Source organism: Curvibacter lanceolatus ATCC 14669, assembly GCF_000381265.1.
Classification (GTDB): Bacteria; Pseudomonadota; Gammaproteobacteria; order Burkholderiales; family Burkholderiaceae_C; genus Curvibacter; species Curvibacter lanceolatus.
Map to the genome: position 1 here is coordinate 228897 of NZ_KB906260.1, position 23390 is coordinate 252286.

Consider the following 23390-nt stretch of genomic DNA (forward strand, 5'->3'; position numbering starts at 1 on the left):
AAAAATGATTGGGGTTGATCCGGATTCTTGCAGACTCTGCAGCTTGATCACGTATTTATATCAACATGTACCTTGTTCTTATCGCCTGGATGTATGTCGCCGTCATGATGGCTGTGGCAGAAGCCACCAACACCACGGGAACATTGCTGGGCGCATTGGTCACCTTTGTACTCTATGGCTTGCTGCCGATGTCGATCGTGCTGTATCTGATGGGGGCACCAGCAAGACGAAAGGCCGCCAAGAAACGAGAGGCGGCAGATGCGGCGCTGGCCATGGGCGCGTCAACACCCGTTGGGCCGATCGATCCGACGAACGTAGCCGCCAGCACAGAGCCCCTGTCAGACCCGCCAGATGCAGGCCGCCATGCGACCGGTGCCGCCGAGCCGGTGGCCGTCGCGCCGGTGCGAGAAGAAGCTCGCTGATTGGGTGTGGGTGCACCAGGCGGTTGTGCCATCGTTCCCATACACGGCACTGACACCGGCGGCACGCAGGCGCAGCCGGGCCAGGCCGGCCAAATCGGCCAACCAATGACCGGGCCGCTGCGGCACGGGCTGGAACAGACCCAGGGCCTCAGCCTGGAAGCTGCAGAAGGCTTGACGCACCTCCTCACCCACTTCAAAGGCCGCAGGTCCGATGCAGGGCCCCAGCCAGACCAGCAGCTCTGAGGCCGCCAGCACAGGGGCCTGTGGCCGTGCCCGGACAAAGGCCTCGACGGCCGATTCCAGGATACCGCGCCCCTGCTCGCCGGCCAAACCACGCCAGCCGGCATGAAAGGCACCTACACGCTGGCCAGCACGGTCGGTGATCAGCACAGGCAGACAGTCGGCCACCATCATGACCAGGGCCTGGCCGGGTTGGCCGGTGATGGAACCGTCCGCTGCCCGTCCTGACAGGGATTCGCCAGGGGCCTGGCTGTCCAGGTCGAGCACGTCACAGCCGTGCACCTGGTTCAGAAACAGCAGCTCGCCGCCGCCTCTTTCATGCACTGCGGCCTGCAGCAGGGCCCGGTTCTGCGCCACATGCTCAGGCCGGTCACCCACGTGGGCGCCCAGGTTGAGGGCATCCCAAGGGGCCGCGCTGACACCCCCATGGCGGGTGGTGAACAGCGCACGCACCGAGGCCGGGGCTGGCCATTCAGGCTCGAACCAGGGGGCTGCTGCGCTGGCCGGCGCTGAGACTGAAGACTGCGCCACGTTCAGGCCTCGGCGTCCGGACACTGCGAGGGCTGAGCCCGCTGGAAGGCCTCCAGGGCCATGCAGGACTCGAACACGGCCAGGGTGCGGTCCAGGCCCTCGAAGTTCACTTTGAAGCGCTGGCCATTGAAGATCTGGGGCACCAGGCAGCAATCAGCCAGGCCGGGGGTGTCGCCGTGGCAGAAGCGCCCGGTGCCGGCCTGGGCGAGTTGGCGCTCGAAGGCTTCCAGGCCCTGGCGCACCCAATGGCGGTACCAGGTGTTCTTGGCCTCGTCGTCGACCTGGAGTTCTTGCGACAGGTACTTGAGCACGCGCAGGTTGTTGATCGGGTGGATCTCGCAGGCAATCGTCTGCGCCAGGGCGCGCACCCGGGCCCGGCCCAGAGCGTCGGCTGGCAACAGGGGCGGTTCGGGGTGGGTTTCATCGAGGTACTCGATGATGGCCATCGACTGCGTCAGGTGGGCACCGTCCACCTCCAGCATGGGCACCAGGGCGTCGCCCACCAGGCTGGCATAGGCCGGGGCACGGTGCTCGCCCTTGACCAGGTGCACCGGCTGGTAGTCATAAGGCAGGCCCTTGAGCTGCAAGGCGATGCGCACCCGGAACGAGGCGGAAGATCGGAAATAGTTGAAGAGCTTCATGAGCGCAAGGATAAGGGCTGACGGTAGACTCCAGGGCATCATTGACCCAGCCATCAAAGAGACGCCCCATGATTCTCGAACTTGCCGACATCCGCATCCAACCCGGCCAGCAGGCCGCCTTCGAGGAGGCCATCGAGCGTGGCCTGCGCACCGTGATCAGCCAGGCCAAGGGATTTCACGGCTTCACCGTGAACCATGGCATCGAATCGCCCGAGCGCTATGTGCTGCAGATTTTCTGGGCCACCCTGGAAGACCACACCGAAGGCTTCCGCGGCTCGCCGCTGTTTGCGCAATGGCGTTCCATTGTGGGCCCCTTCTTTGCGGCGCCGCCGGTGGTGGAGCACTTTGAGCTGGTGGCCCATTCAGACGGTAACTGAAGCGCCCACCACCTCTGTCCACTTCCCTGCTGCAAGACGACCTGAAAGGCTGACATGAGCTATGTGATCCCTGCCGCTCCCCCGGTGAGCGTCCCGGTGCTGGGTACCAGCGACCGTTTTCCGGTGCGCCGCATCTACTGCGTGGGCCGCAACTACGAAGAACATGCCAAGGAAATGGGCTTCACCGGCCGCGAACCGCCCTTCTTCTTTCTGAAGCCGGCCGATGCGCTGGTGGTGGTGAACGCCGGCGAAACCGGCACCATGCCCTACCCCAGCCTGACGCAGAACCTGCACCACGAGATCGAACTGGTGGTGGCCATCGGGACCGGGGGCCGCAACATCACGGCCGCCGATGCGCACAAGCACATCTACGGCTACGCCGTGGGCCTGGACATGACGCGCCGCGACCTGCAAAACGAAATGAAGAAGCAAGGCCGCCCCTGGTGCATCGGCAAAGGCTTCGATCACAGCGCGCCCATCGGCCCCATCACCCCCGCGGCCCAGGCCGGCGACCTGAGCCAGGCCGCCATCTGGCTCAAGGTGAACGGCCAGGAACGCCAGTCCAGCCAGATTTCCAAGCTGATCTGGAACATCGCCGAGACCATCGAACACCTGTCTGCCGCCTGGGAGCTGAGCCCGGGCGATCTGATCTACACCGGCACCCCCGAGGGCGTGGCTGCCGTGGTCAAGGGTGACCTGCTGGAGGGCGGCGTGACCGGCCTGGGCCACTTGAACGTGCGGATCGCCTGATCGGCCGGCCACCGCCCCGGCAAGCTGATCCCCGAGCCCCGCAAGGGGCTTTTTCATTTCCGCACAAGCCTTGACATGGCTTAAGAAAGCCTGGCGCTCGCGTCCTACGATGGAGCCATCCCATTCACAGGAGCACGCCATGAGCACGGTCACCGAACCCGCCGACTTTGAAGCCCTGGATGCCTGCCACCAGCAGATCGCCAGCCACCTCCAGGCCCTCAAGGCTCTGGTCAAGCACGTTGCCGAGACCGGGGTAGACCCATGGGCCCAGCAGCAGGCCGCGGCCATCGAGGCCTTTTTCTCAGGCACCTCGCGCGATCACCATGCCGAGGAAGAGCGCAGCGTGTTTCCGCCGCTGCTGGCCTCGGCCGATGCCTCGCTGGCCCAGACCATCCGCACCCTGCAGCAGGACCATGGCTGGATCGAAGAGAACTGGATCGAGCTGGCCCCGCAACTGCGCGCCATGGCCGACGGCCACGGCTGGACCGACCCGGCCGAGTTTCAGCACTATGCCGAGGTGTTCCTGAGCCTGTGCGAAGGCCACATCGCCCTGGAAGAGTCGCTGATCTACCCCGAATCCAAGGCCCGCTGGGCGGCGGTGGTGGCGCGGCGGCTGACCGAGCTGCCCGCCCTGGTCCGGGCCTGACACCTGCGGGGCCCCTGGCGATGGCCCCCTGAACCGGTCGGCGCCACACTTGCCCGTACACTCGCGGCATGACGTATCGCAGCCCCATCAAGCACTGCCGCAACTGCGGTTCGGTCGTGGCCTATCGAATTCCGGACGACGGAGACACCAAACCACGGGCCGTCTGCACGGTCTGCCACACGATCCATTACGAGAACCCGCTCAACGTGGTGGGCACCGTGCCCTACCTGGGCACCAAGGTGCTGCTGTGCAAGCGCAACATCGAGCCGCGCTGGGGCAAGTGGACGCTGCCGGCGGGCTTCATGGAGCTCGAAGAATCCACCGCCCAGGGCGCCGCGCGCGAAACCCAGGAAGAAGCTGGCGCCTTGTTCGAACTCGAGGGCCTGTTCAGCATCCTGAACGTGATCCGGGTGGGCCAGGTGCATCTTTTCTACCGGGCCCGCCTGCTCAGCGAGACCTTCCACCCTGGCCACGAAACCATCGAGGCCCGGCTGTTCGAGGAGCACGAAATCCCCTGGGACGAAATCGCCTTCAGAACCGTCAAGGAAACGCTGGAGTGCTATTTCGCCGATCGGCGCCGTGGCCATTACGACATCCACCAGATCGACATTGCCTGAGGCCTGACGGCGATCGGAATCCGCTCAGCGGCGATCGCCGTGACGCTCTCCGTGACCTTCGCCCCGATCACCACGATCACCCCCTGGCCCGCGCCCGTCACGGTCCCAGCCGCGGTGCTCGCCTCGATCGTGGCCACGCTCCTCATGGCGCTCAAAGCCACGCCCCGGGCCATGCGGGCCCTCACCACGGCGCTCCCACCAGCGATCCCGATCGTCCACCCGCACAAAGTACACCGGCCGACCACAGGCCTGGTAGCGGTGGCAATAGCGACCCCAGTTCCGGTACTCGACGGTAGACACATACAGATACATTGGCGCCGCACCAAAAACAGGCTGACCGATGACAACCGGTGCCGTATTGATGATGGGAGGCACAGGGTTGCTGCCCACCGAGATTTGTCCATAGACCCCAGGGGCCATGGGGCCCCCGACCGTGAGGTTGACATAGGCCTGAGCATGAGCGGCCCCAGCGCTCAGAGCCCCGAGGGCCAGCGCGAGCAAACCCGATCTCAGGCCCTTAGAGTGGCGAATCGGATTGATCGAGCAGACCAATGACATTGACTTCTTAAGCACGGCGTTAACTCCTAGTGTTGATGGGACCTTAACGCGCCAGCGTGGGCTTCGGTCTTGTCTTTTTGTAAACATCGGCATGGATGTGTTTCATACCCACACCCAATGCTGACTGGCGAAGCCGCTCGCCTAAGCGCTCAAGCAGCCAAGGGGCTCCCGCCTTGCCATGAAAGATCTCAGGGACAAGGGGCATGGACGACAATCGTTTGAAGCCAGGGCAGCGTCCCTGGCGCCCCACCACCCCTATTCGGAAGGAAGAATCCATGGCGCCCCCGCATGACCATGACCATGACCATGACCATGACCATGACCATGACCACGGACACGGACACGGACACGGACACGGACACGGACACCAGCATGCCCATGGTGGCCCGCTGGGCGAGCATGCTGAACTGGTGTTCGCCTTGTTGGCAGGCGTTTTCGTGCTCGGGGGATGGTTGCTGGAGACCTGGCCGATCTCACCGGGCTGGATGGCGCTGGCCTGCTATGCCCTGGCCTATCTGGCGGGCGGTTGGTTCACCGTGGGTGAAGCCCTGGCCAACCTGCGCGCGCGCCGGTTCGAAATCGACACCCTGATGCTGGTGGCGGCTGCCGGTGCAGCCGCCCTGGGGCAATGGGCCGAGGGCGGCCTGCTGCTGTTCCTGTTCAGCCTGGGCCACTCCCTGGAGCACTTTGCCATGGGGCGGGCCCGGCGGGCCATCGAGGCCCTGTCCCAGTTTGCGCCGGAACGGGCCACCCTGCGCGAAGGCGAGCACACCCGCGAGGTGGACGTGAGCACCTTGCGTGCCGGCGACCAGGTCCTGGTCAAACCCAACGAGCGCTTTCCCGCCGATGGCTTTGTGTTGGCCGGCCAGAGCAGCGTGAACCAGGCCCCGATCACCGGGGAAAGCTTGCCCGTCGAGAAGGTGCCCGTCAGCACACCCCAGACGGCCCTGCGCGATTTCGCGCGCCTGCCCGCCAGGCATCGGGTGTTTGCCGGCAGCCTCAATGGGCGGGGTGCGCTGGAGGTGGTGGTGGCGCGCGTGGCCAGCGAATCCACCATGGCCCGCATGGTGCGGCTGGTCACCGAGGCGCAGACCCAGCGCTCGCCCACGCAGACCTTCACCGAACGCTTCGAGCGTGTGTTCGTGCCCCTGGTGTTGGGTTTCGTGTTGCTGCTGCTGTTCGCCTGGGTGGTGGTGGATGAGCCGTTCTCGGCCAGCTTCTACCGCGCCATGGCGGTGCTGGTGGCGGCCAGCCCCTGCGCCTTGGCCATCTCGGTGCCCAGCGCCGTGCTCAGCGGCGTGGCCCGTGCCGGGCATGGCGGGGTGTTGATCAAGGGTGGCGCCCCGCTGGAGAGCCTGGGGCGCCTCGATGCCATGGCCTTCGACAAAACCGGCACTCTGACCGAAGGCAAGCCCCGGCTGACCGATGTTCAGCCAGCGGCCGGGGTCTCCGATGAAGAACTGCTGACGGTGGCCCTGGCGGTCGAACGCCACAGCGACCACCCGCTGGCCGCCGCCGTGGTGGAAGGGGCCCAGGAGCGCCTGGGGCCTTTGGCCAGCGTACCCGAGGTGCTGGGCCTGCAAAGCCTCACAGGCCTGGGCGTGACGGCCCGGGTGGGCCAGCAGACCGCCTGCATCGGCAAACCGGCCCTGTTCAGCCGCTTGGGCCTGGCCGCCCCCGACGCGACGCTGCAGCAGGCCCGCGAGGCGCTGGAGCAGGCGGGGCGAAGCACCATGCTGGTCCGCCTGGGGCAACGCGATCTGGGCGTGCTGGGGCTGATGGACACCCCCCGCCCCGGCGCCGCCGCGGTGATGCAGGCGCTGCGGGCGCTGGGCATCCAACGCCTGATCATGATCTCGGGTGACAACCAGCAGGTGGCCGAGGCCGTGGCCCACGCCATCGGCCTCACCGAAGCCCGCGGCGAGTTGATGCCCGAGGACAAGGTGCAGGCCATCCAGGCACTGCGGGCCGATGGCGGCCAGGTGGCCATGGTGGGCGATGGCGTGAACGACGCCCCCGCCATGGCCCATGCCACGGTCGGCATCGCCATGGGGGCGGCGGGGTCGGATGTGGCGCTGGAGACGGCCGACGTCGCCCTGCTGGGTGATGACCTGGCCCAGTTGCCGTTTGCGGTCGGGCTGTCACGCCAGACCAGCCGGATCATCCGGCAGAACCTGTGGGTGAGCCTGGGGGTGGTGGCCCTGCTGCTGCCCGCCACCCTGCTGGGCCTGAACATGGGCACCGCCGTGCTGTTCCATGAAGGCTCGACCCTGCTGGTGGTGGTGAACGCGCTGCGCCTGCTGCGCTATCCGCTGCGGCGCCCTGCGGCCTGAAGCCCCCAAAAAAATCGGCCACCGACTGGGACGTGCGGTGGCCGACAGCTTGGATCGAGTGAAAGACTCAGATCTTCCACTTCTCCAGCAGCTTTTCGGGGCGCAGGCTGTCGTAGCTCTCGAAGGGCTGGTGGATCCAGGGGTTGGTGGGCAGGTATTCCACCGAGTAGTCGGGCGTGAAGATGGACAGCTGCTTGGTCCAGATCACCGCGCTGCGCAGCTCGGTGATGGGGGCATAGTTGTTCTTCAGCATCTGGATCACCGCGTTCAGGGTGTGACCCGAATCGGCCAGGTCATCGACCAGCAGCACACGGCCGGCGATCTCACCCTTGGGGGTGGTGATGAAGCGTGCGATGTCGAGGTGGCCTTGCACCGTGCCGGCTTCGGCGCGGTACGAGCTGGTGGACATGATGGCCAGCGGCTTGTCGAAGATGCGGCTCAGGATGTCGCCCGGGCGCATGCCCCCGCGCGCCAGGCACAGGATGGTGTCGAACTGCCAACCCGATTGGTGGATCTTGATGGCCAGCTTCTCGATGAGGCTGTGGTACTCGTCGTAGCTCACGTACAGGTGTTTACCGTCTTCGGTCAGCATCTGATTTGCTCCTGGATAGATCGCTAAAAAGCCCGCCGCACGCTTGCGACGGGCTCATTATTCATGAATTTGTAAAGAAAAGAAGCCTGTTTCAGCCTGGGTCGTCAACCCGGGCCTCAGCCGAAGTGATCAGGGCAGGTAGGGGTGACGCATCATGATGGTGTGGTCACGGTCCGGGCTGGTCGAGATGACGTGGATCGGCACGCCGGTGACGTGCTCGATGCGCTGCAGGTACAGGCGGGCATTGACGGGCAGCTTGTCGTAGTCGGTCACGCCCACGGTGCTGTCGGTCCAACCGTCCATGGTTTCGTAGATCGGCTTGCAACGGGCGATGTCGTCTGCGCCCATGGGCAGGATGTCGGTCACTTCGCCGTCGAGTTCATAGCCGGTGCACAGCTTGAGCTCGGTCAGGCCATCGAGCACATCGAGCTTGGTGATGCACAGGCCGGTCAGGCCATTGACCTGCGCACTGCGCTTGAGCAAGGCGGCATCGAACCAGCCACAGCGGCGGCTGCGACCCGTGGTCACGCCCTTTTCGGCACCGATGGTGCTCATGTGCCAGCCCGGGGTGCCTTCTTTTTCCCACTCGAGTTCGGTCGGGAAGGGGCCGCCACCCACGCGGGTGCAATAGGCCTTGGTGATGCCCAGGATGTAATGCAGCATGCCCGGGCCCACACCAGCGCCTGCGGCGGCATTGCCGGCCACACAGTTGCTGGAGGTCACATAGGGGTAGGTGCCATGATCGACGTCGAGCAAGGTGCCCTGGGCGCCTTCGAACAGCAGGTTGGCGCCATGCTGGTGGGCGTCGTTGAGCTCGCGCGAGACGTCAGCCATCATGGGCTTGAGCAACTCGGCGTGGCGCATGGCCTCTTGATAGACGGGCTCGAACTGCACTTCGCCATCAACGATGTAGGGCTTGAGCGCATCACCGAACATGAACTTGCGCGAGCCCAGGAAGGTGGTCAGCACATGGTTGTGCAGGGCCAGCAGCTCGCGCAGCTTGGCGGCGAAACGCTCGGGGTACTTCAGGTCTTGCACGCGCAGGGCACGGCGCGCGATCTTGTCTTCGTAAGCCGGGCCGATGCCGCGGCCGGTGGTGCCGATCTTCTCGGTACCGCCTTCTTCGCGGGCCGCTTCACGGGCCACGTCGAGCGCGGCATGGAAGGGCAGGATCAGCGGGCAGGCCTCGCTGATGCGCAGGCGCGAGCGCACTTCGACACCGGCCTTTTCCAGGCCTTCGATTTCCTCGAACAGCTTGGCGGCCGACAGCACCACACCGTTGCCGATGTAGCACTTGACGCCGGCGCGCATGATGCCGCTGGGGATCAGGTGCAGCGCCGTCTTGACGCCATTGATCACGAGGGTGTGGCCGGCATTGTGGCCGCCCTGGAAGCGCACCACGCCCTGGGCGCTTTCGGTGAGCCAGTCCACCAGCTTGCCCTTGCCTTCGTCACCCCATTGGGTACCGACCACCACCACATTACGACCGCTTGTCTTGTTCATCACAGTATTTGATTCAAAGGGATTTCACGACCCACTGCCCAGCGCTGGAGACCAGCTGGCGATCGCAATGGAACTCATCAACTTCACTCTCGTGGCCCGGCAGCACGCCCACCACCGTCTCACCCTGCGCACGCAGGGCCGCCACCGCGGCGCGCAACGCCGGATCCACGCCCCAGGGCGCACGGATGGCCGCTCGCAGGGCACGCGGCGCCACCACGCTCACCAGTTCACGCACGTCCAGGCTGAAGCCGGCCGCCGGGCGATTGCGGCCGAACACCGCACCCACTTCGTCGTAACGCCCCCCGCGGACCAGCGCATCGCTGGTGCCGGGCACATAGATCGAGAAGCGCGCGCCGGTGTAGTAGGCATAGCCGCGCATGTCGGCCAGGTCGAAGGTCAGATTGACCTCGCCCAACTGGCTGGCCAGCCAGCGCAGTTGGTCCAGCGCCGCCAGCAGCGTGGGCTGTCCGGCAAAGACGCGGCTGGCCTCATCGAGCACGCCGATGTCGCCATACAGGCCCGGCAGGGCCAGCAGCAGCTCACGCGTGGGCGAAGGCAGATCGGCCACCAGGGCCTGCAGATCGCTGCCCGCCTTGACGGCCAGGGCCTGGTGGATGGCCTGCAGCCGCGCCGGGGCGAGTTGCAACCCGTCGAGCAAGGTGCGCAGGATGCGGGCATCGGCCAGATCGACGCTGATGCCGCTGACACCGGCGGCCTTCAGGCAGTCCAGGGCCAGTTGCAGGGCTTCCAGATCAGCCTCGGGGCCGGCATGGCCGTAGATTTCGGCGCCGAACTGCAGCGGCTCGCGGGTGGCGTGCGGGCTGTCCGGTCGGGTGTGCAACACCGGGCCGCAGTAGCACAGGCGGGTGACACCCTGGCGGTTGAGCAGATGGGCGTCGATGCGAGCCACCTGGGGGGTGGTGTCGGCACGCAGGCCCATGGTGCGGCCCGACAGTTGGTCGACGAGCTTGAAGGTGAGGAGATCGAGCGCTTCACCTGTACCGGTCAACAGGGATTCAAGGTGCTCCAGCAGAGGCGGCATGACCAGCTCATAGCCGTAGCTGCGCGCCGTATCGAGCAGGGCGCGGCGCAGTTCTTCGATGTGCCGTGCCTCGGAGGGCAGGACATCGGCAATGTGATCCGGCAGGACCCAGGCAGACATGGTGATGGGGGGGCTGTTAAAAACGTGATTTTACAGATGTTGGCCCGCCCACTCAGGACAGGGCCCACACCAGTGCCAGACCGGCCAGCACACTGAGCAGGCCGATGAAGCGGATCTGACCGTCCTGCAGTTGCAGCAGGCGGGTGAATGTCTGACGCCAGGCGCTGGGTGACAGGAAGGGGAAAAGCCCCTCAATCACCAAGACAAAGCCCAGCGCCAGCCACAGCGCATCAGAGTCCAACACCCGCGCTCACTTCTTGCCGGCAGGGGCTGTGGGTGCAGCGCCGCGGAAGATGCGGAAGAACTCGGAGGTGGATGGATCGACCACCACCACATCGCTCTTCTTGTTCAGGGTGGCCTTGTAGGCGTCCAGGCTGCGGTAGAACTGCGCGAACTGCGGATCTTTGCCGAAGGCCTCGGCATAGGTGCGGGCCGCCTCGGCATCGCCCTCGCCCTTGATCTGCTGCGCTTCGCGGTAGGCGTTCGCCACCGTGATTTCGCGTTGACGATCGGCGTCGGCCCGGATCTTTTCACCCTCGGCGCCCCCGGTGGAGCGCAACTCGTTGGCCACGCGCTTGCGCTCGGCCTCCATGCGGCGGTAGACCGACTCGGTGATGGCGTCCACGTAGTCGACACGGGTGACGCGCACGTCCACCACATCCACGCCCCAGGGCTTGTCGCCCTTGACCACCTTGAGTACCTCGCGCCGCACATCGTTCATGACCGCTTCGCGCTTGGCCGACAGCAGCTCCTTGACGGTGTGCTTGTTGACCTCTTCCTGGAACGCATTGCGCACCACGCGGTTGAGCTGGTTGGCACCGGCGGTCTCATCCAGACCCACGTTGCGGATGTACTCCAGCGGGTCGGCGATGCGCCAGCGCACATACCAATCGATCACCACGCGCTGCTTCTCAGCGGTCAGCATGGGCTCGGTGTCGGTGCTGTCGAGCATGAGCAGCCGCTTGTCGATGTACGACACGTTCTGGAACGGCGGCGGCAGCTTGAAGTTCAGGCCGGGCTCGGTGATGACTTCCTTGATCTGCCCCAGGGCGTAGACCACCCCGAACTGACGCTGGTCAACCACGAACAGCATGGAGCTCAGCAGCGCGAGGGCCACCAGCAACGATGAAATGAAAAATCCGATTCTGTTCACGAAGCTACTCCCTAGCGCGACTCGCGGTCACGCGAGCGGCCGTTGTCACGAGCACGCGACTCGTTGGAAAACGCAGCACCGGTGGCCGGTGCGCTGGCGGGGGCCTGAGGCACGGCGGCGGCAGCGGGTGCAGCCTCCACCGTCGCAGACCCTGCCTGCTGCAGGATCTTGTCGAGTGGCATGTACAGCAGGTTGCCACCTTGGCGCGACTCGACCAGCACCTTGGTCACGTTGCCGTAGATCTGCTGCATGGTGTCGATGTACATGCGGTCACGTGTGACCTGGGGCGCCTTCTGGTATTCGGTCAGCACGGACTTGAAGCGTTGCGCATCACCCTGGGCCTGGGCCACGATGCGACCCTTGTAAGCCTCGGCCTCTTCCTTCAGGCGGGAGGCCGAGCCCACCGCACGCGGAATCACGTCGTTGGCATAGGCCTGGGCCTCGTTCTTGGCACGTTCACGCTCCTGGCCGGCCTTGAGCACATCGTCAAAGGCCGCCTGCACCTGCTCGGGTGGGCGCACGCCCCCTTGCTGCAGGTTGATGCCCACCACCTCGACACCGACCTTGTAGCGGTCGAGGATGCTTTGCATCAGCGCACGCACACGGGGTGCAATCTGGTCGCGCTCATCGGACAAGGCCGTGTCCATGCGCATCTTGCCGACCACTTCACGCACGGCAGTCTCGGCCGCCTGCACCACGGACTCGCCCGGGTTCTTGGATTCGAACAGCCAGGCCCGTGCGTCATTGAGGCGGTACTGCACGGCGAACTTGATTTCGACGATGTTCTCGTCTTCGGTCAGCATGGCAGAGTCGCGCAGACCCGTGCTCTTGATGACCGTATCGCGGCCCACGTCCACCGAGCGGATCTGGGTGACAAACACCAGCTCGTGGCGCTGGATCGGGTAAGGCAGGCGCCAGTTGAAGCCCGCCCCCACGGTCGACTTGTAACGGCCGAACTGCGTGATCACGGCCTGCTGGCCTTCCTGGACGATGAAGAAGCCGGTGCCCAGCCAGATCAGCACGGCCACGGCCGCGATCAGCCCCACACCGACGCCGGCGCTCTTCATGTCGGGCTGGTAGCCACCGCCACCGCCCTTGCCACCCGAGCCACCGCCCTGCCCGCCCCCCTGGCCGCCGAACAGCTTGCCCAGTTTGCGGTTGAGGTCACGCCACAGTTCGTCGAGATCCGGCGGAACCTGCTGGCCACCCTGCCCGCGCGGCTTGTGTTGCTCGGGAGCCTCCTTGTCCGGACGGCCACGTTCACCGGAGGCGTCATCCCCCCGACCCCAGCGTGGATCGTTGAGATTGAACATCCCCTTGATGCGACCCGGCAGAGCCGGCCAGCGCAAGGCTTTGGTCTTGAAGTTCATTCGCATTGCTCTTTTCTTGTACGGGACTGATTGTGCCCAATCAGGACGAAGGAAGTGCCAATTCCGTGGCGCCGGCTGCGGGATCTGTGGCGGGCGCCAAATGCGCCAGGGCCAGGGCCGCCAGCTGCTGACGCAGCACCGGCAGGCCTTCGCCACTGCGCGCACTCAGGAACACGCGGGGCACCTGCCGGCCGGCCAGCTCATAGGTGTCCAGCGCCTGCAGCGGACGCTGCGCCTCATCGATCGCATCGAGCTTGTTGAAGACCAGCAGTTGCGGCACATCGGCCGCGCCGATCTCGCCCAGCACACGCAGGACCTCGTTGAGTTGTTCGGGGTAATCCGGGTTGGCCGCATCCACCACATGCAGCAGCAGATCGGCGTCGGTGGCCTCTTGCAGCGTGGCCTGGAAGGCATCGATCAGCCCGTGCGGCAGGTCACGGATGAAGCCCACCGTGTCGGACAAGGACACCGAACGCCCGGCCTCGCCCAGATAGAGCTGGCGGGTGGTGGTGTCCAGGGTGGCAAAAAGCTGGTCGGCCGCATAGGCCCGGGCCTTCACCAGGGCGTTGAACAGCGTCGACTTGCCGGCGTTGGTGTAGCCCACCAGCGAGATGTTGAAGGTGTCGCGGCGCTCGCGCTGGCGGCGCTGGGTACTGCGCTGGCGCTTGACCTTCTCGAGGCGCTCCTTGGTGCGCTTGATGGACTCGCCGATCATGCGGCGGTCCAGCTCGATCTGGGTTTCACCCGGACCGCCCCGGGCACCGATGCCCCCGCGCTGACGTTCCAGGTGGGACCAGCGGCGCACCAGGCGCGTGCTGATGTATTGCAAGCGGGCCAGCTCAACCTGCAGCCTGCCTTCGAAGCTGCGGGCGCGCTGGGCAAAGATTTCAAGAATGAGCAAGGTCCGGTCGTTGACCGGCAGGCCCAGGTGGCGCTCCAGGTTGCGCTGCTGGGCCGGGCTCAGGGATTGGTCGAACAAGACCTCGACGGCCCCGTGCTGTTCGGCCATGAAACGGATCTCGTCCGCCTTGCCACTGCCGACAAACAGGGCCGCGTCCGGTGCCTTGCGCTTGCAGGTGATGCGCGCCACAGGCGCCAGACCTGCGGTCTCGGCGAGCAGACCCAGTTCTTCCAGGTCGGCATCGAAATGCGGGCCACCCAGGTCCACACCCACAAGGATGACCGGGGTGGGGGCAGGAGAATTCTTGTCAGTCAAATCAACAGAGCCTGTAAAAAAGCCGGCCGCCCCCCTTGCGGGGGACGGCCGGCTTCCGGATCACTGTGCGGCTGCGGGCTCTGCAGCGTCAGCAGTGGAGAAGTTCACAGCACGACCCGGCACGATGGTCGAGATGGCATGCTTGTAAACCATTTGCGTCACGGTGTTGCGCAGCAACACCACGTACTGGTCGAACGACTCGATCTGGCCTTGAAGCTTGATGCCGTTGACGAGGTAAATCGACACCGGCACATGCTCGCGGCGCAGTGCGTTCAGGAACGGGTCTTGAAGAAGCTGCCCTTTATTGCTCACGATATTCTCCGTGTTCAAAATGTTGTTGGAAAGCCAGACCTTACCACAGGCCCGGCCCCTGGCAAGACGCAAGGCCAATTTTCAGCGCCCGGCCTGCCGGTCCTGAGCCCGCAGGCGCTCAGTGCCCGTCCTTGTTGGCAAAGGGGTTTTCCGAGGTCTTGAGTTCAATTCGCAAAGGCGTGCCCACCAGGTTGAACTCCTTGCGGAAACGACCTTCGAGGAAGCGCTTGTAGGCCTCGGTCACGTGCTCCAGGGAGTTGCCGTGGATCACGATCACCGGCGGGTTCATGCCGCCCTGGTGGGCGTAGCGCAGCTTCGGACGGTACATGCCCGTCTTCTTGGGGGTCTGGAACTGCACGGCCTCCAGCAGCAGGCGGGTGAGCACCGGCGTGGGCATCTTGCAGGTGGCCGCCTTGTGGGCCTGCGCAATCGCCGACCACACCGGCCCCAGGCCCTGGCGCTTGCGTGCCGAGATGAAGTGCATCGAGGCGAACTTCAGAAAGGACAGGCGGGTCTCGATCGAACGTTCGACCAGTTGGCGCTGGTAGTCGTCCACCGCATCCCATTTGTTGATGGCGATCACCACGGCGCGGCCGCTCTCCAGGATGTAGCCCGCAATGTGGGCGTCCTGATCGGTCACGCCCTGGGTGGCGTCGAGCAACAGCAGCACCACGTTGGCCGATTCGATGGCCTGCAGCGTCTTGACCACCGAGAACTTCTCGATCGCTTCAAACACCTTGCCCTTGCGACGCAGCCCTGCGGTGTCCACCAGCTCGAAGCGCTGCCCATTGCGCTCGAAGGGCACCGAGATCGCATCGCGGGTGGTACCGGGCATGTCGAAGGCCACGAGTCGCTCTTCGCCCAGCCAGGTGTTGATCAGCGTTGATTTGCCGACATTGGGGCGCCCCGCCACGGCGAGCTTGATCAGGCCGGCATCGACCTCCTCGGCATCTTCGTCGGGCTCGGGCAGGTTCAGAGGCGCCAGCGCCAGATCGACCAGGCCACGGATGCCTTGGCCGTGCGCCGCCGACACCGGATAGACCTCGCCCAGACCCAGCTCATAGAACTCGGACAGCTGCATGCCCTCTTTCATGCCTTCGGCCTTGTTGGCCGTCAGCACGCAGGGCTTGCCCAGGCGACGCAGGTACTTGGCGATGTCGTGGTCCTGGGCCGACAGGCCGGCCCGGGCATCCACGACGAAGACCACCACGTCGGCCTCGGCCACGGCCTGCTGGGTCTGCTTGGCCATTTCCTTGTAGATGCCGCTGGCGGCATCGGGCTCGAAGCCCCCGGTGTCGATCACGATGTACTCGTGCGCGCCTTGGCGGCCATTGCCATAGTGGCGGTCGCGGGTCAGGCCCGCAAAATCGGCCACGATGGCATCACGCGACTTGGTGAGGCGGTTGAAAAGCGTCGACTTGCCGACATTGGGGCGCCCTACGAGCGCAATAACAGGTTTCATGCAGCATTACCGCCGATTCATTCCGGACGGAATGCAAACACGCCACCCTTGCGGGTGACCACGACCAACACGCCATCAGCCAGTACCGGTGCCACCGCGATCGGTGAGCCATCGGTGCTGAGGCGATTGAGAGAACTGCCGTCTTCGCGCGACAGCAGATGAACAAAACCGGCGTCATCGCCAATCGCCAGCGAACGGCCCAGCAGCAGCGGGGCCGTCAGGCGGCGGTATTGCAGGCGATCACTGGTCCACAGGCGCTCGCCATCGGCACGGCGCCAGGCCACCAGGCGACCGTCGGACTCGGTCCCGAAGACCGTGGCCGCATCGCCATGCACACCGGTGAAGCCATTGGCGGGCTTGGTCCAGCTCAAGGTGCCACGCTGGGCCTGCACGCAGCCCACTGCGGTCTGGAACGCGCGCACGCAGACCGAGTCGTCCACCCGGCTCACGCGACCCACCAGATCGACCAGGCGTTCAACATCGTTGGTGCCGCGCGGCGTGGCCAGAGGGGCCTCCCAGCGGATGCCGCCATTGGCCGGGTTCAGACCCGCCAGACGCCCCGACAGGCCTGCCACCAGGGTGTCATTGACCGGAATCAGCACGCCGGGTTGGCGCAGCACCAGGGGCTCGCCCGGGCGCTGTTGGGTCCAGATCTTGCGGCCTGATTCAGCATCAAAGGCCGACACCGATCGATCGGCCGCCAGCACAAACACCCGCCCGCCGGCCACCAGGGGCGCGGTGAAGACCTGGGCGGGCAATTGACGGCGCCAGACTTCGCGGCCAGCCACAAAGCTGACCAGTTCGTTGTTGCTGGTGACCACGGCCACCTGCTTGCCATCGCCCCCGACGCCGGCGGTGATACCGGCCTTGGCGTCGGCGCGCCAGAGCTCGCGCCCGCTGGCCGCGTCAAAAGCAGTGACCTGCCCCGAGGACGAGGCCAGGGTCAGCGTCGACCCCGTGACCTGGGCGTCGAGCGGGAAGTCCACCGCCCCCAGGCTGGCCGACCAGGCCGGCTTCACCCCCACCAGGGCCACCACAGGCGCCAGCTCGGCAGGCTTGTGCTTGGGTGACGAGCTGCAAGCAGTCAACACCAACAGCGAAACGGCCGCCAGGGCCGCCATGAGGCTGCGTTCAACGACCGGTCGTGCCATTTGCATCACTTCTTGTCCTCAGTAGGGGCAGTTGCCGGCTCAGTACCGGCTTGCGGGTTGACGCCCAGTGCATTGAGCTTGGCCTCGATCAGGCGTCGGTACTCCGTGCGCTCGTCGAGCTTTTGGTAGGCCTTGCGGTATTCGGCAACGGCCTCATCGGCCTTGCCTTGCAGGGCCAGCACATCACCCTTGCGGTCGGCCGCCAGGGCTTCGAACTCGGCCGGGAAAACGGTGCCCAGCGTCTTGAGCGCTTCGTCGTAGGCCTTGGCATCCACCTGCAGGGCCGCCAGGCGCAGACGGGCCACGGCTTTCACGCCATCATCACCGGACTGCTCCAGCACCCAGTTGAGCGCCGCCTTGGCGGCATCGGCATTGCCCTTGTCGGCCAGGGCCTGGGCGGCCAGCAGACTGGCCTGGGCGGCATAGGCCGTGCGGCCATACTTGCCGTGGATGTCTTCCTGCACGCGGACCACCTTCTGCAGGTCCTGTGCCTTGACCGCGCGGTCCATTTCGTCATAGAGCACGGCCGCCTGGGCGGCCTGGCTGCGCTGCCAGTACTGGTAACCGTTCCAGGCGGCAAAGCCGCCAAAGATCACGATCAGCACCCAGCTGATGGCATTGCCATAGCGGTTCCAGAAGTGCTTGAGCTGATCGAGTTGTTCTTGTTCTTCGAGGTCGAGATGAGATGCCATGGCGTTGTGCTGTTAATTCGGGGATTGTAGGGTGATCGCCCATTGGGGCAGATCGCCCAGGGAGCGGGCCTGCTGAGCGCCTGCACCATCGCGCAGCGACTTCACGGTGACCTCGCCACGGGCCAGTTCGTCGCCGCCAAAAATGAGGGCGTGGCGCGCGCCGCTGGCATCGGCCTTCTTGAACTGGGACTTCATGCTGCCCCAGGACTCGGCCGCACCGGCGTGCATCTGCACCGACACGCCCAGGGCGCGCAATTGCACCAGGGTCTTGAGGACCACCGGCAAGGCCGAGGCATCGGGCACGATGGCATAGGCGTCGGGCGCCGGGGCTTGCGCAGGGGCCTGCTCGCGCAGCAACTCCAGCACCCGCTCCACCCCCAGGGCCCAGCCGACGGCCGGCGCGGCCTTGCCACCGATCTGCTCGATCAGGTAGTCGTAACGGCCACCGCCGCAGATCGTGCCTTGCGAACCCAGGCTCTCGGTGATGAACTCGAACACCGTGAGGTTGTAGTAGTCCATGCCACGCACCAGACGCGGGTTGATGGTGTAGGGCACCCCGCAGGCATCCAGAATGCCGCGCACGGTGTTGAAGTGGGCCAGCGAGGCCTCGCCCAGGAAGTCGATCAGGCGTGGGGCCGATTCGACCACCTCACGCATGGCCGGGTTCTTGGTGTCCAGGATGCGCAGCGGGTTGCTGTGCAGGCGACGGCGTGCGTCTTCGTCCAGCACCTCCTGGTGTTGCTCGAAGTGGGCGATGAGCGCGGCGCGGTGCGCCTTGCGCTCGGCAGGCTGGCCCAGGCTGTTGAGCTCCAGGCGCACGTCCTTGAGACCCAGCTCCTGCCACAGGGCGTTGGCCAGCAGGATCAGCTCGGCATCGACCTCGGCGCCCGGAAAGCCCAGGGCCTCGGCACCGATCTGGTGGAACTGGCGATAGCGGCCGCGCTGCGGGCGCTCGTGCCGGAACATCGGGCCCATGTAGTACAGGCGCTTGCCGCCGTCGTACAGCATCGAGTGCTCGGCCACGGCCCGCACCACGCCGGCGGTGTTCTCGGGGCGCAGGGTCAGGGCTTCGCCGTTGAGCTTGTCCTCGAAGGAGTACATCTCTTTTTCGACGATGTCGGTCACCTCGCCCAAGCCGCGCACAAACAGGGGCGTGGGTTCGACGATGGGGGTGCGGATGTTGCGGTAGGCATGGCGCGCCATCAACTGGCGCACCTTGTCTTCCAGCCACTCCCACTGCGCCGATTCGGGCGGCAGGATGTCGTTCATGCCTTTGACGGCGGAAAGCTTTTCAAATCGAGGCGCGGGCGCCGCAGCCGCGGGGGCTGCCTGGGGTTTCTCGGACATAAGGATCAGGTGGGCTCGGAGTGCGGGGCCACAGCGGCCGCTCCAAAGCGCTTTTCAATGTAGTTTTCGACGATCTGGTGAAACTCGGCCGCGATGTTGTCGCCACGCAGCGTGAGGGCCTTCTCGCCATCGATGAACACCGGCGCAGCCGGCGCCTCGCCGGTGCCCGGCAGGCTGATGCCGATGTCGGCGTGCTTGCTTTCGCCGGGGCCGTTGACGATGCAGCCCATGACCGCCAGCTTGAGGTTTTCGACGCCGGGGTAGCGCGACCGCCACACCGGCATCTGCGCCCGCAGGAAGTCATCGATCTGCTTGGCCAGCTCCTGGAAGGTGGTGCTGGTGGTGCGACCGCAACCCGGGCAGGCCGTGACGCTGGGCACGAACACGCGCAGACCCAGGGCTTGCAGGATCTCGGAGGCGATCACCACCTCCTGGGTGCGCGACTCACCGGGCTGAGGGGTGAGCGACACGCGGATCGTGTCGCCAATGCCCTCTTGCAGCAGGATGGACAGGGCCGTGGCCGAGGCCACCGTGCCCTTGGTGCCCATGCCGGCCTCGGTCAGGCCCAGGTGCAAGGCGTAGTCGGTGCGGCGACCCAGTTCGCGGTAGACCGCGATCAGATCCTGCACCCCGCTGACCTTGCACGACAAAATGATTTGATGGCTCGGCAGGCCCATTTCCTCGGCCCGCTGAGCCGAGGTGATGGCCGATGAGATCAGGGCCTCGTACATCACCTGGCGCGCGTCCCAGGGCTGGGCGCGCTGGCTGTTCTCGTCCATCAGGCTGGCCAGCAGCTCCTGGTCGAGGCTGCCCCAGTTGACGCCGATGCGCACAGGCTTGTTCCAGCGGATGGCGGCATCGATCATCTGGCCGAACTGGCGATCGTGTTTGTCGCCCTTGCCCACGTTGCCCGGGTTGATGCGGTACTTGGACAAGGCCTCGGCGCAGGCGGGGTGCTCGGTCAGCAGACGGTGTCCGTTGTAATGGAAGTCGCCGATCAAGGGCACGGAGATGCCCATGCGGTCGAGCTGCTCACGGATGTGGGGCACGGCAGCGGCCGCCTCGGGCGTGTTCACCGTGATGCGCACCATCTCGGAACCCGCAAGCGCCAGCTCCTTGACCTGGATGGCGGTGCCAATCACATCCACCGTATCGGTGTTGGTCATCGACTGGACACGCACGGGCGCATCGCCCCCCACCGTGACATGGTTGCTGCCCCAGGACGTCACCGCCTGGCGCGAGCGGCGCGGCTTGGGCTGGGCCGTCGGAATCGGTTGCTGCCCCCACACCGGGCGCTCGCTGTCGCTCATCACTTCACCTCGAAACGGGCCACGTTGTCACGCGCCACAGATTGCAGATCAAAAGCCTTGCCCCGCACCTGGACCTGGGTGGCATCCACCTTGCCCACCACCACAGTGAGCGGCGGCACCCCGCCCGCAGAGGCGGTCTCGCCAGCGCTCAGGGTTTTCTGGAAGGTGACCTGGCCATTGGCATCGGTCACCTTGATCCAGGAGCTTCCGCTGGCACTGAAACTCAGCACCGAGGCGGCCGATGGGACCACCGGCGCTGCCACAGCCACAGCCGCAGCCGGGCTGGCCGCGGGCGCAGGCTGGGCCGGCACTGCGGCCGGGGCCGACGCAGGGGGCGGTGCCGGGGTAGGTGCCGGCACCGAAGCCGGGGCCGCTGCAGCTGCGACCGGTGGTGGCACGGGGGTTGGCGCCGGGGTTGGCGCAGGTGTAGCCGGTGTTGCCGCAGCCGGGGGGGGCGCAGGCCCTTCCGATGCCTGCGCCACCACGGGTGGCGGAGCGGGTTCAGGCTCTGGCGCCGCCTGGACCACAGCCCCCGGACTGGTCAGCGGGGCCGCTGGCTCGGGCACGCTGGGGCTGAAACGGGGCCAAAGGTAGATGGCCAGGGCGCCAAGGCACAACAGAGGCACGGCCAACAGCGTGGGGCTGAAGCGATGCTCCGACACCAGGCGGTTGCGGCGCTCGTTCTGCGCCCGGAAAGGGGTGTTGATGCCCGCGTCGTCCGGGTTCAGCCTGGGGGCCTGGGTCTGGGGCAGGCGCTCCAGCACCGGAGCAGGATCAATGCGCAAGGTGCGGCACACGCTGGAGGCCAGGGCTCGCACGAACACCGCATCGGGCAGCTGGTCGTAGCGATCGGATTCGAGCGCCTCGAGCTTGCTCACGGGCACCTTGAGCGCCACCGCCAGGGCCGCCACATGCATGCCGGCCGCTTCACGGGCCTGACGCAACAGTGCACCTGCCGAGAGCGGCGGCACGCTTGCCACCGCCACGTCTTCCACCTCACTCATCAAACGCTCCCCGCTCGTAGGACGACAGCTCCCGCGCCTGGGGGAACCGCTTCTTCAATTGCTCGACCAGCTGCAACATCGCCACCCGGTCACCCATGCGGTGTTCCACCCGGATGCCCAGCCACAAGGACTCGGCATTGGCGTATTCGCTGTTGTTCAGGCGACGGATGTAGAACTGGGCCCGCACCAACTCGCCGCGCTGGTACAGCAAGGCAGCCAGGTTGTAACCGGTGATGGGGTTGCCGGCGTCCAGCTCGTAGGAACGCGCCAGACTGCGCTCGGCCTCAGCCTTGCGCCCGGCGCGGGCCTGACACAGGCCCTGCGCCATGAAAGTCTTGGCCTTGTCGCCGTACAAGGGGCTCTGCAAGGCCTGGTTGAACAGGTCTTCAGCTTCGCTGTAACGCTTGCGCTGGCACAGCAGCCAGCCGTAGTTGTGCAGGATGTTGGAGTCGCGGGGACTCAGTGACAGGGCCCGTTTGAAACCCTCTTCGGCCTGGCGCTCGTCATCAAGCCGCATGTAGATCAGGCCACGCAGGTTGTAGGCTTCGGCAAAGCCCGGGTCGGCGGCCAGCACCTGGCGCACCTCGTCGAGTGCCACGGTGGTCTTGCCCTGGTCGAAGTAGTTGGAGGCCAGCTCCAGCCGGATGCGGGCTCTGCGCCGGGCTTCACCCTCGTCACTGGCGCCCCCCGGCGTCTCGGCGATGACCGGGTCGTTGGAAGCGCCGGGCTGCGTGGCGCAGCCACTCAGTGCACCCAGCAGGACGCTGGCGGCCACGGCTGACACGGTGGCACTCAGGACACTTCGCCAGAGATGGCGCATTGCCAGGGCAGTCCCCATCAAGCCTCCTTGTTGTTGGCCGTCAATTCGGTCACAGGTTTCAAAACGATGGTGCGCTGCTGGGCAATACGCTCAGCCACCCGGGTTCGGTCACGGACATCGCCGGCCAGTTGGCCGCATGCCGCATCGATGTCATCACCACGGGTCTTTCGCACGGTCGTCACGATACCAGCATCAAGCAGGATTTTCGCAAACGCCTGCACACGCTCGGTGGGCGAGCGCAACAGGCCGGAGGCCGGGAAGGGGTTGAAGGGAATCAGGTTGAACTTGCACCACACGCCTTTTCCGCTGGCGTGCTGACGCACCAGCTCGATCAACTGGCGCGCATGCTCGGGGCTGTCATTGACGCCATCGAGCATGCAGTACTCGAAGGTGATGAAGTCGCGGGGCGCAAATTCGAGGTATTGGTTGCAAGCCGCCAGCAACTCGGCGATGGGGTACTTGCGGTTGAGCGGCACCAGGTTGTCGCGCAGCGGATCGTTCGGCGCATGCAAGGACACGGCCAGGGCCACTGCGCAATCTTGCGACAGGCGCTCCATCATGGGCACCACGCCCGAGGTGGACACCGTGACACGCCGGCGCGACAGGCCATAGCCGTGGTCGTCCAGCATGGTGCGCAAGGCCGGCACCAGCGCGCCGTAGTTCTGCAGCGGCTCGCCCATGCCCATCATCACCACATTGGAGATGACGCGCTCGGAGGTTTGAAACTGGCGGCGCAGGGTGTGTTCGGCAAACCAGAGCTGGGCGACGATCTCGCCGGTGCTGAGGTTGCGGCTGAAGCCCTGATGACCGGTGGAACAAAAACGACAACCCACGGCACAACCGGCCTGGGACGACACGCACAGCGTACCTCGATCGTCTTCGGGAATGAATACAGCCTCGACGGCATTGCCATCGCCCACATCGAACAGCCACTTGATGGTGCCGTCGGCGGAGTCATGGCGGCTCAGGACAGAAAGCCCCTCGACACGGGCACGTCCCTTGAGCTTTTCGCGAAGCGACTTGGCCAGATCGGTCATCTGGTCGAAATCGGATTCGCCCCGCTGGTGGATCCAGCGGAACAGCTGGGTGGCACGAAAGCGCTTCTCACCCAGCTGGTCGCAGAACGCAGCCAACCCCTCGAGGTCGAAATCAAGCAGATTGGCTGTCATTGCATGCGTGGC

At 65.7% G+C, this 23390-nt stretch carries 25 protein-coding genes; 6 read left to right on the forward strand and 19 right to left on the reverse strand.

What is annotated here, in order from left to right; translation table 11 throughout:
* Positions 1 to 65: 65 nt before the first annotated feature.
* Positions 66 to 422: a hypothetical protein gene (locus F624_RS34120; RefSeq protein WP_084679536.1), complete on the forward strand. Its 357-nt coding sequence runs from the start codon at positions 66 to 68 to the stop codon at positions 420 to 422.
* Here the strand turns inward: F624_RS34120 and pgeF are convergent.
* Together pgeF and maiA are read right to left on the reverse strand one after the other, a co-directional pair.
* On the reverse strand, positions 339 to 1217 hold the full coding sequence (gene pgeF / locus F624_RS0116135) for a peptidoglycan editing factor PgeF (RefSeq protein WP_019575359.1): 879 nt from the start codon (positions 1215 to 1217) through the stop codon (positions 339 to 341). The two genes, F624_RS34120 and pgeF, sit on opposite strands and share 84 nt — an antisense overlap.
* A complete protein-coding gene (gene maiA, locus F624_RS0116140; RefSeq protein ID WP_019575360.1) occupies positions 1196 to 1834 on the reverse strand; it encodes a maleylacetoacetate isomerase in 639 nt (212 codons plus the stop codon). The genes pgeF and maiA overlap by 22 nt, the downstream gene beginning before the upstream one ends.
* A 68-nt stretch (positions 1835 to 1902) precedes the next feature.
* Here maiA and F624_RS0116145 point away from each other — a divergent pair, with 68 nt between their 5' ends.
* The 4 genes from F624_RS0116145 to F624_RS0116160 all read left to right on the forward strand — a co-directional run bounded on the left by F624_RS0116145 (position 1903) and on the right by F624_RS0116160 (position 4224).
* On the forward strand, positions 1903 to 2211 hold the full coding sequence (locus F624_RS0116145; RefSeq protein ID WP_019575361.1) for an antibiotic biosynthesis monooxygenase family protein: 309 nt from the start codon (positions 1903 to 1905) through the stop codon (positions 2209 to 2211).
* 54 nt (positions 2212 to 2265) lie between these two features.
* A complete protein-coding gene (locus tag F624_RS0116150; protein WP_019575362.1) occupies positions 2266 to 2961 on the forward strand; it encodes a fumarylacetoacetate hydrolase family protein in 696 nt (231 codons plus the stop codon).
* Positions 2962 to 3100: 139 nt separating this feature from the next.
* Positions 3101 to 3607, forward strand: a complete 507-nt coding sequence (locus tag F624_RS0116155) for a hemerythrin domain-containing protein (protein WP_019575363.1) — start codon at positions 3101 to 3103, stop codon at positions 3605 to 3607.
* Between the two features lie 68 nt (positions 3608 to 3675).
* Complete coding sequence (locus F624_RS0116160) at positions 3676 to 4224, forward strand: NUDIX hydrolase (protein ID WP_019575364.1); 549 nt, start codon at positions 3676 to 3678, stop codon at positions 4222 to 4224.
* A 24-nt stretch (positions 4225 to 4248) separates the two neighbouring features.
* Here the strand turns inward: F624_RS0116160 and F624_RS35845 are convergent, their stop codons facing one another.
* The gene (locus tag F624_RS35845; protein WP_245573647.1) at positions 4249 to 4536 is read right to left on the reverse strand and encodes a hypothetical protein; all 288 of its coding nucleotides are present in this window, start codon (positions 4534 to 4536) and stop codon (positions 4249 to 4251) included.
* 521 nt (positions 4537 to 5057) lie between these two features.
* On the opposite strand from F624_RS35845, the gene F624_RS0116170 reads away from it, so the two are divergent.
* Complete coding sequence (locus tag F624_RS0116170; protein WP_245573648.1) at positions 5058 to 7115, forward strand: heavy metal translocating P-type ATPase; 2058 nt, start codon at positions 5058 to 5060, stop codon at positions 7113 to 7115.
* 67 nt (positions 7116 to 7182) lie between these two features.
* Here the strand turns inward: F624_RS0116170 and F624_RS0116175 are convergent, their stop codons facing one another.
* From F624_RS0116175 to rlmN, 16 genes are all read right to left on the reverse strand, one after another.
* Complete coding sequence (locus F624_RS0116175) at positions 7183 to 7707, reverse strand: phosphoribosyltransferase (protein ID WP_019575368.1); 525 nt, start codon at positions 7705 to 7707, stop codon at positions 7183 to 7185.
* Between the two features lie 129 nt (positions 7708 to 7836).
* Positions 7837 to 9210 carry an adenylosuccinate synthase gene (locus F624_RS0116180; RefSeq protein ID WP_019575369.1) on the reverse strand — a complete coding sequence of 458 codons (1374 nt, stop codon included), beginning with the start codon at positions 9208 to 9210 and terminating at the stop codon, positions 7837 to 7839.
* A 13-nt stretch (positions 9211 to 9223) separates the two neighbouring features.
* Positions 9224 to 10372, reverse strand: coding sequence for an ATP phosphoribosyltransferase regulatory subunit (locus F624_RS0116185; protein ID WP_019575370.1), 1149 nt, complete (start codon positions 10370 to 10372; stop codon positions 9224 to 9226).
* 52 nt (positions 10373 to 10424) lie between these two features.
* Positions 10425 to 10616, reverse strand: a complete 192-nt coding sequence (locus tag F624_RS0116190; protein ID WP_420536215.1) for a DUF2065 domain-containing protein — start codon at positions 10614 to 10616, stop codon at positions 10425 to 10427.
* Between the two features lie 6 nt (positions 10617 to 10622).
* Entirely contained in the window at positions 10623 to 11525 is a 903-nt protein-coding gene (gene hflC / locus F624_RS0116195) for a protease modulator HflC (protein ID WP_031255250.1), read from the reverse strand.
* An 11-nt stretch (positions 11526 to 11536) separates the two neighbouring features.
* Positions 11537 to 12895: an FtsH protease activity modulator HflK gene (gene hflK / locus F624_RS0116200; RefSeq protein ID WP_019575373.1), complete on the reverse strand. Its 1359-nt coding sequence runs from the start codon at positions 12893 to 12895 to the stop codon at positions 11537 to 11539.
* A gap of 40 nt (positions 12896 to 12935) precedes the next feature.
* Positions 12936 to 14111 (reverse strand): GTPase HflX, encoded by a 1176-nt coding sequence (gene hflX / locus F624_RS0116205; RefSeq protein WP_019575374.1) that lies wholly within the window; start codon positions 14109 to 14111, stop codon positions 12936 to 12938.
* A 60-nt stretch (positions 14112 to 14171) separates the two neighbouring features.
* The gene (gene hfq / locus F624_RS0116210; RefSeq protein ID WP_019575375.1) at positions 14172 to 14423 is read right to left on the reverse strand and encodes an RNA chaperone Hfq; all 252 of its coding nucleotides are present in this window, start codon (positions 14421 to 14423) and stop codon (positions 14172 to 14174) included.
* Between the two features lie 118 nt (positions 14424 to 14541).
* Positions 14542 to 15885 (reverse strand): ribosome biogenesis GTPase Der, encoded by a 1344-nt coding sequence (gene der / locus F624_RS0116215; RefSeq protein ID WP_019575376.1) that lies wholly within the window; start codon positions 15883 to 15885, stop codon positions 14542 to 14544.
* Between the two features lie 17 nt (positions 15886 to 15902).
* Positions 15903 to 17042 (reverse strand): outer membrane protein assembly factor BamB, encoded by a 1140-nt coding sequence (bamB, locus tag F624_RS0116220; RefSeq protein WP_031255251.1) that lies wholly within the window; start codon positions 17040 to 17042, stop codon positions 15903 to 15905.
* The gene (locus F624_RS0116225; RefSeq protein WP_019575378.1) at positions 17042 to 17728 is read right to left on the reverse strand and encodes a YfgM family protein; all 687 of its coding nucleotides are present in this window, start codon (positions 17726 to 17728) and stop codon (positions 17042 to 17044) included. The genes bamB and F624_RS0116225 overlap by 1 nt, the downstream gene beginning before the upstream one ends.
* A gap of 12 nt (positions 17729 to 17740) precedes the next feature.
* Positions 17741 to 19075 (reverse strand): histidine--tRNA ligase, encoded by a 1335-nt coding sequence (hisS, locus tag F624_RS0116230; protein WP_051107420.1) that lies wholly within the window; start codon positions 19073 to 19075, stop codon positions 17741 to 17743.
* A gap of 5 nt (positions 19076 to 19080) precedes the next feature.
* Positions 19081 to 20385 carry a flavodoxin-dependent (E)-4-hydroxy-3-methylbut-2-enyl-diphosphate synthase gene (gene ispG / locus F624_RS0116235; RefSeq protein WP_019575380.1) on the reverse strand — a complete coding sequence of 435 codons (1305 nt, stop codon included), beginning with the start codon at positions 20383 to 20385 and terminating at the stop codon, positions 19081 to 19083.
* Entirely contained in the window at positions 20385 to 21389 is a 1005-nt protein-coding gene (locus F624_RS36260; protein ID WP_084679539.1) for a helix-turn-helix domain-containing protein, read from the reverse strand. Before F624_RS36260 ends, ispG begins: the two co-directional genes overlap by 1 nt.
* Complete coding sequence (gene pilW / locus F624_RS0116245) at positions 21382 to 22209, reverse strand: type IV pilus biogenesis/stability protein PilW (RefSeq protein WP_019575382.1); 828 nt, start codon at positions 22207 to 22209, stop codon at positions 21382 to 21384. Before pilW ends, F624_RS36260 begins: the two co-directional genes overlap by 8 nt.
* Positions 22210 to 22226: 17 nt before the next feature.
* Entirely contained in the window at positions 22227 to 23378 is a 1152-nt protein-coding gene (rlmN, locus tag F624_RS0116250) for a dual-specificity RNA methyltransferase RlmN (protein ID WP_019575383.1), read from the reverse strand.
* Positions 23379 to 23390 lie beyond the last annotated feature (12 nt).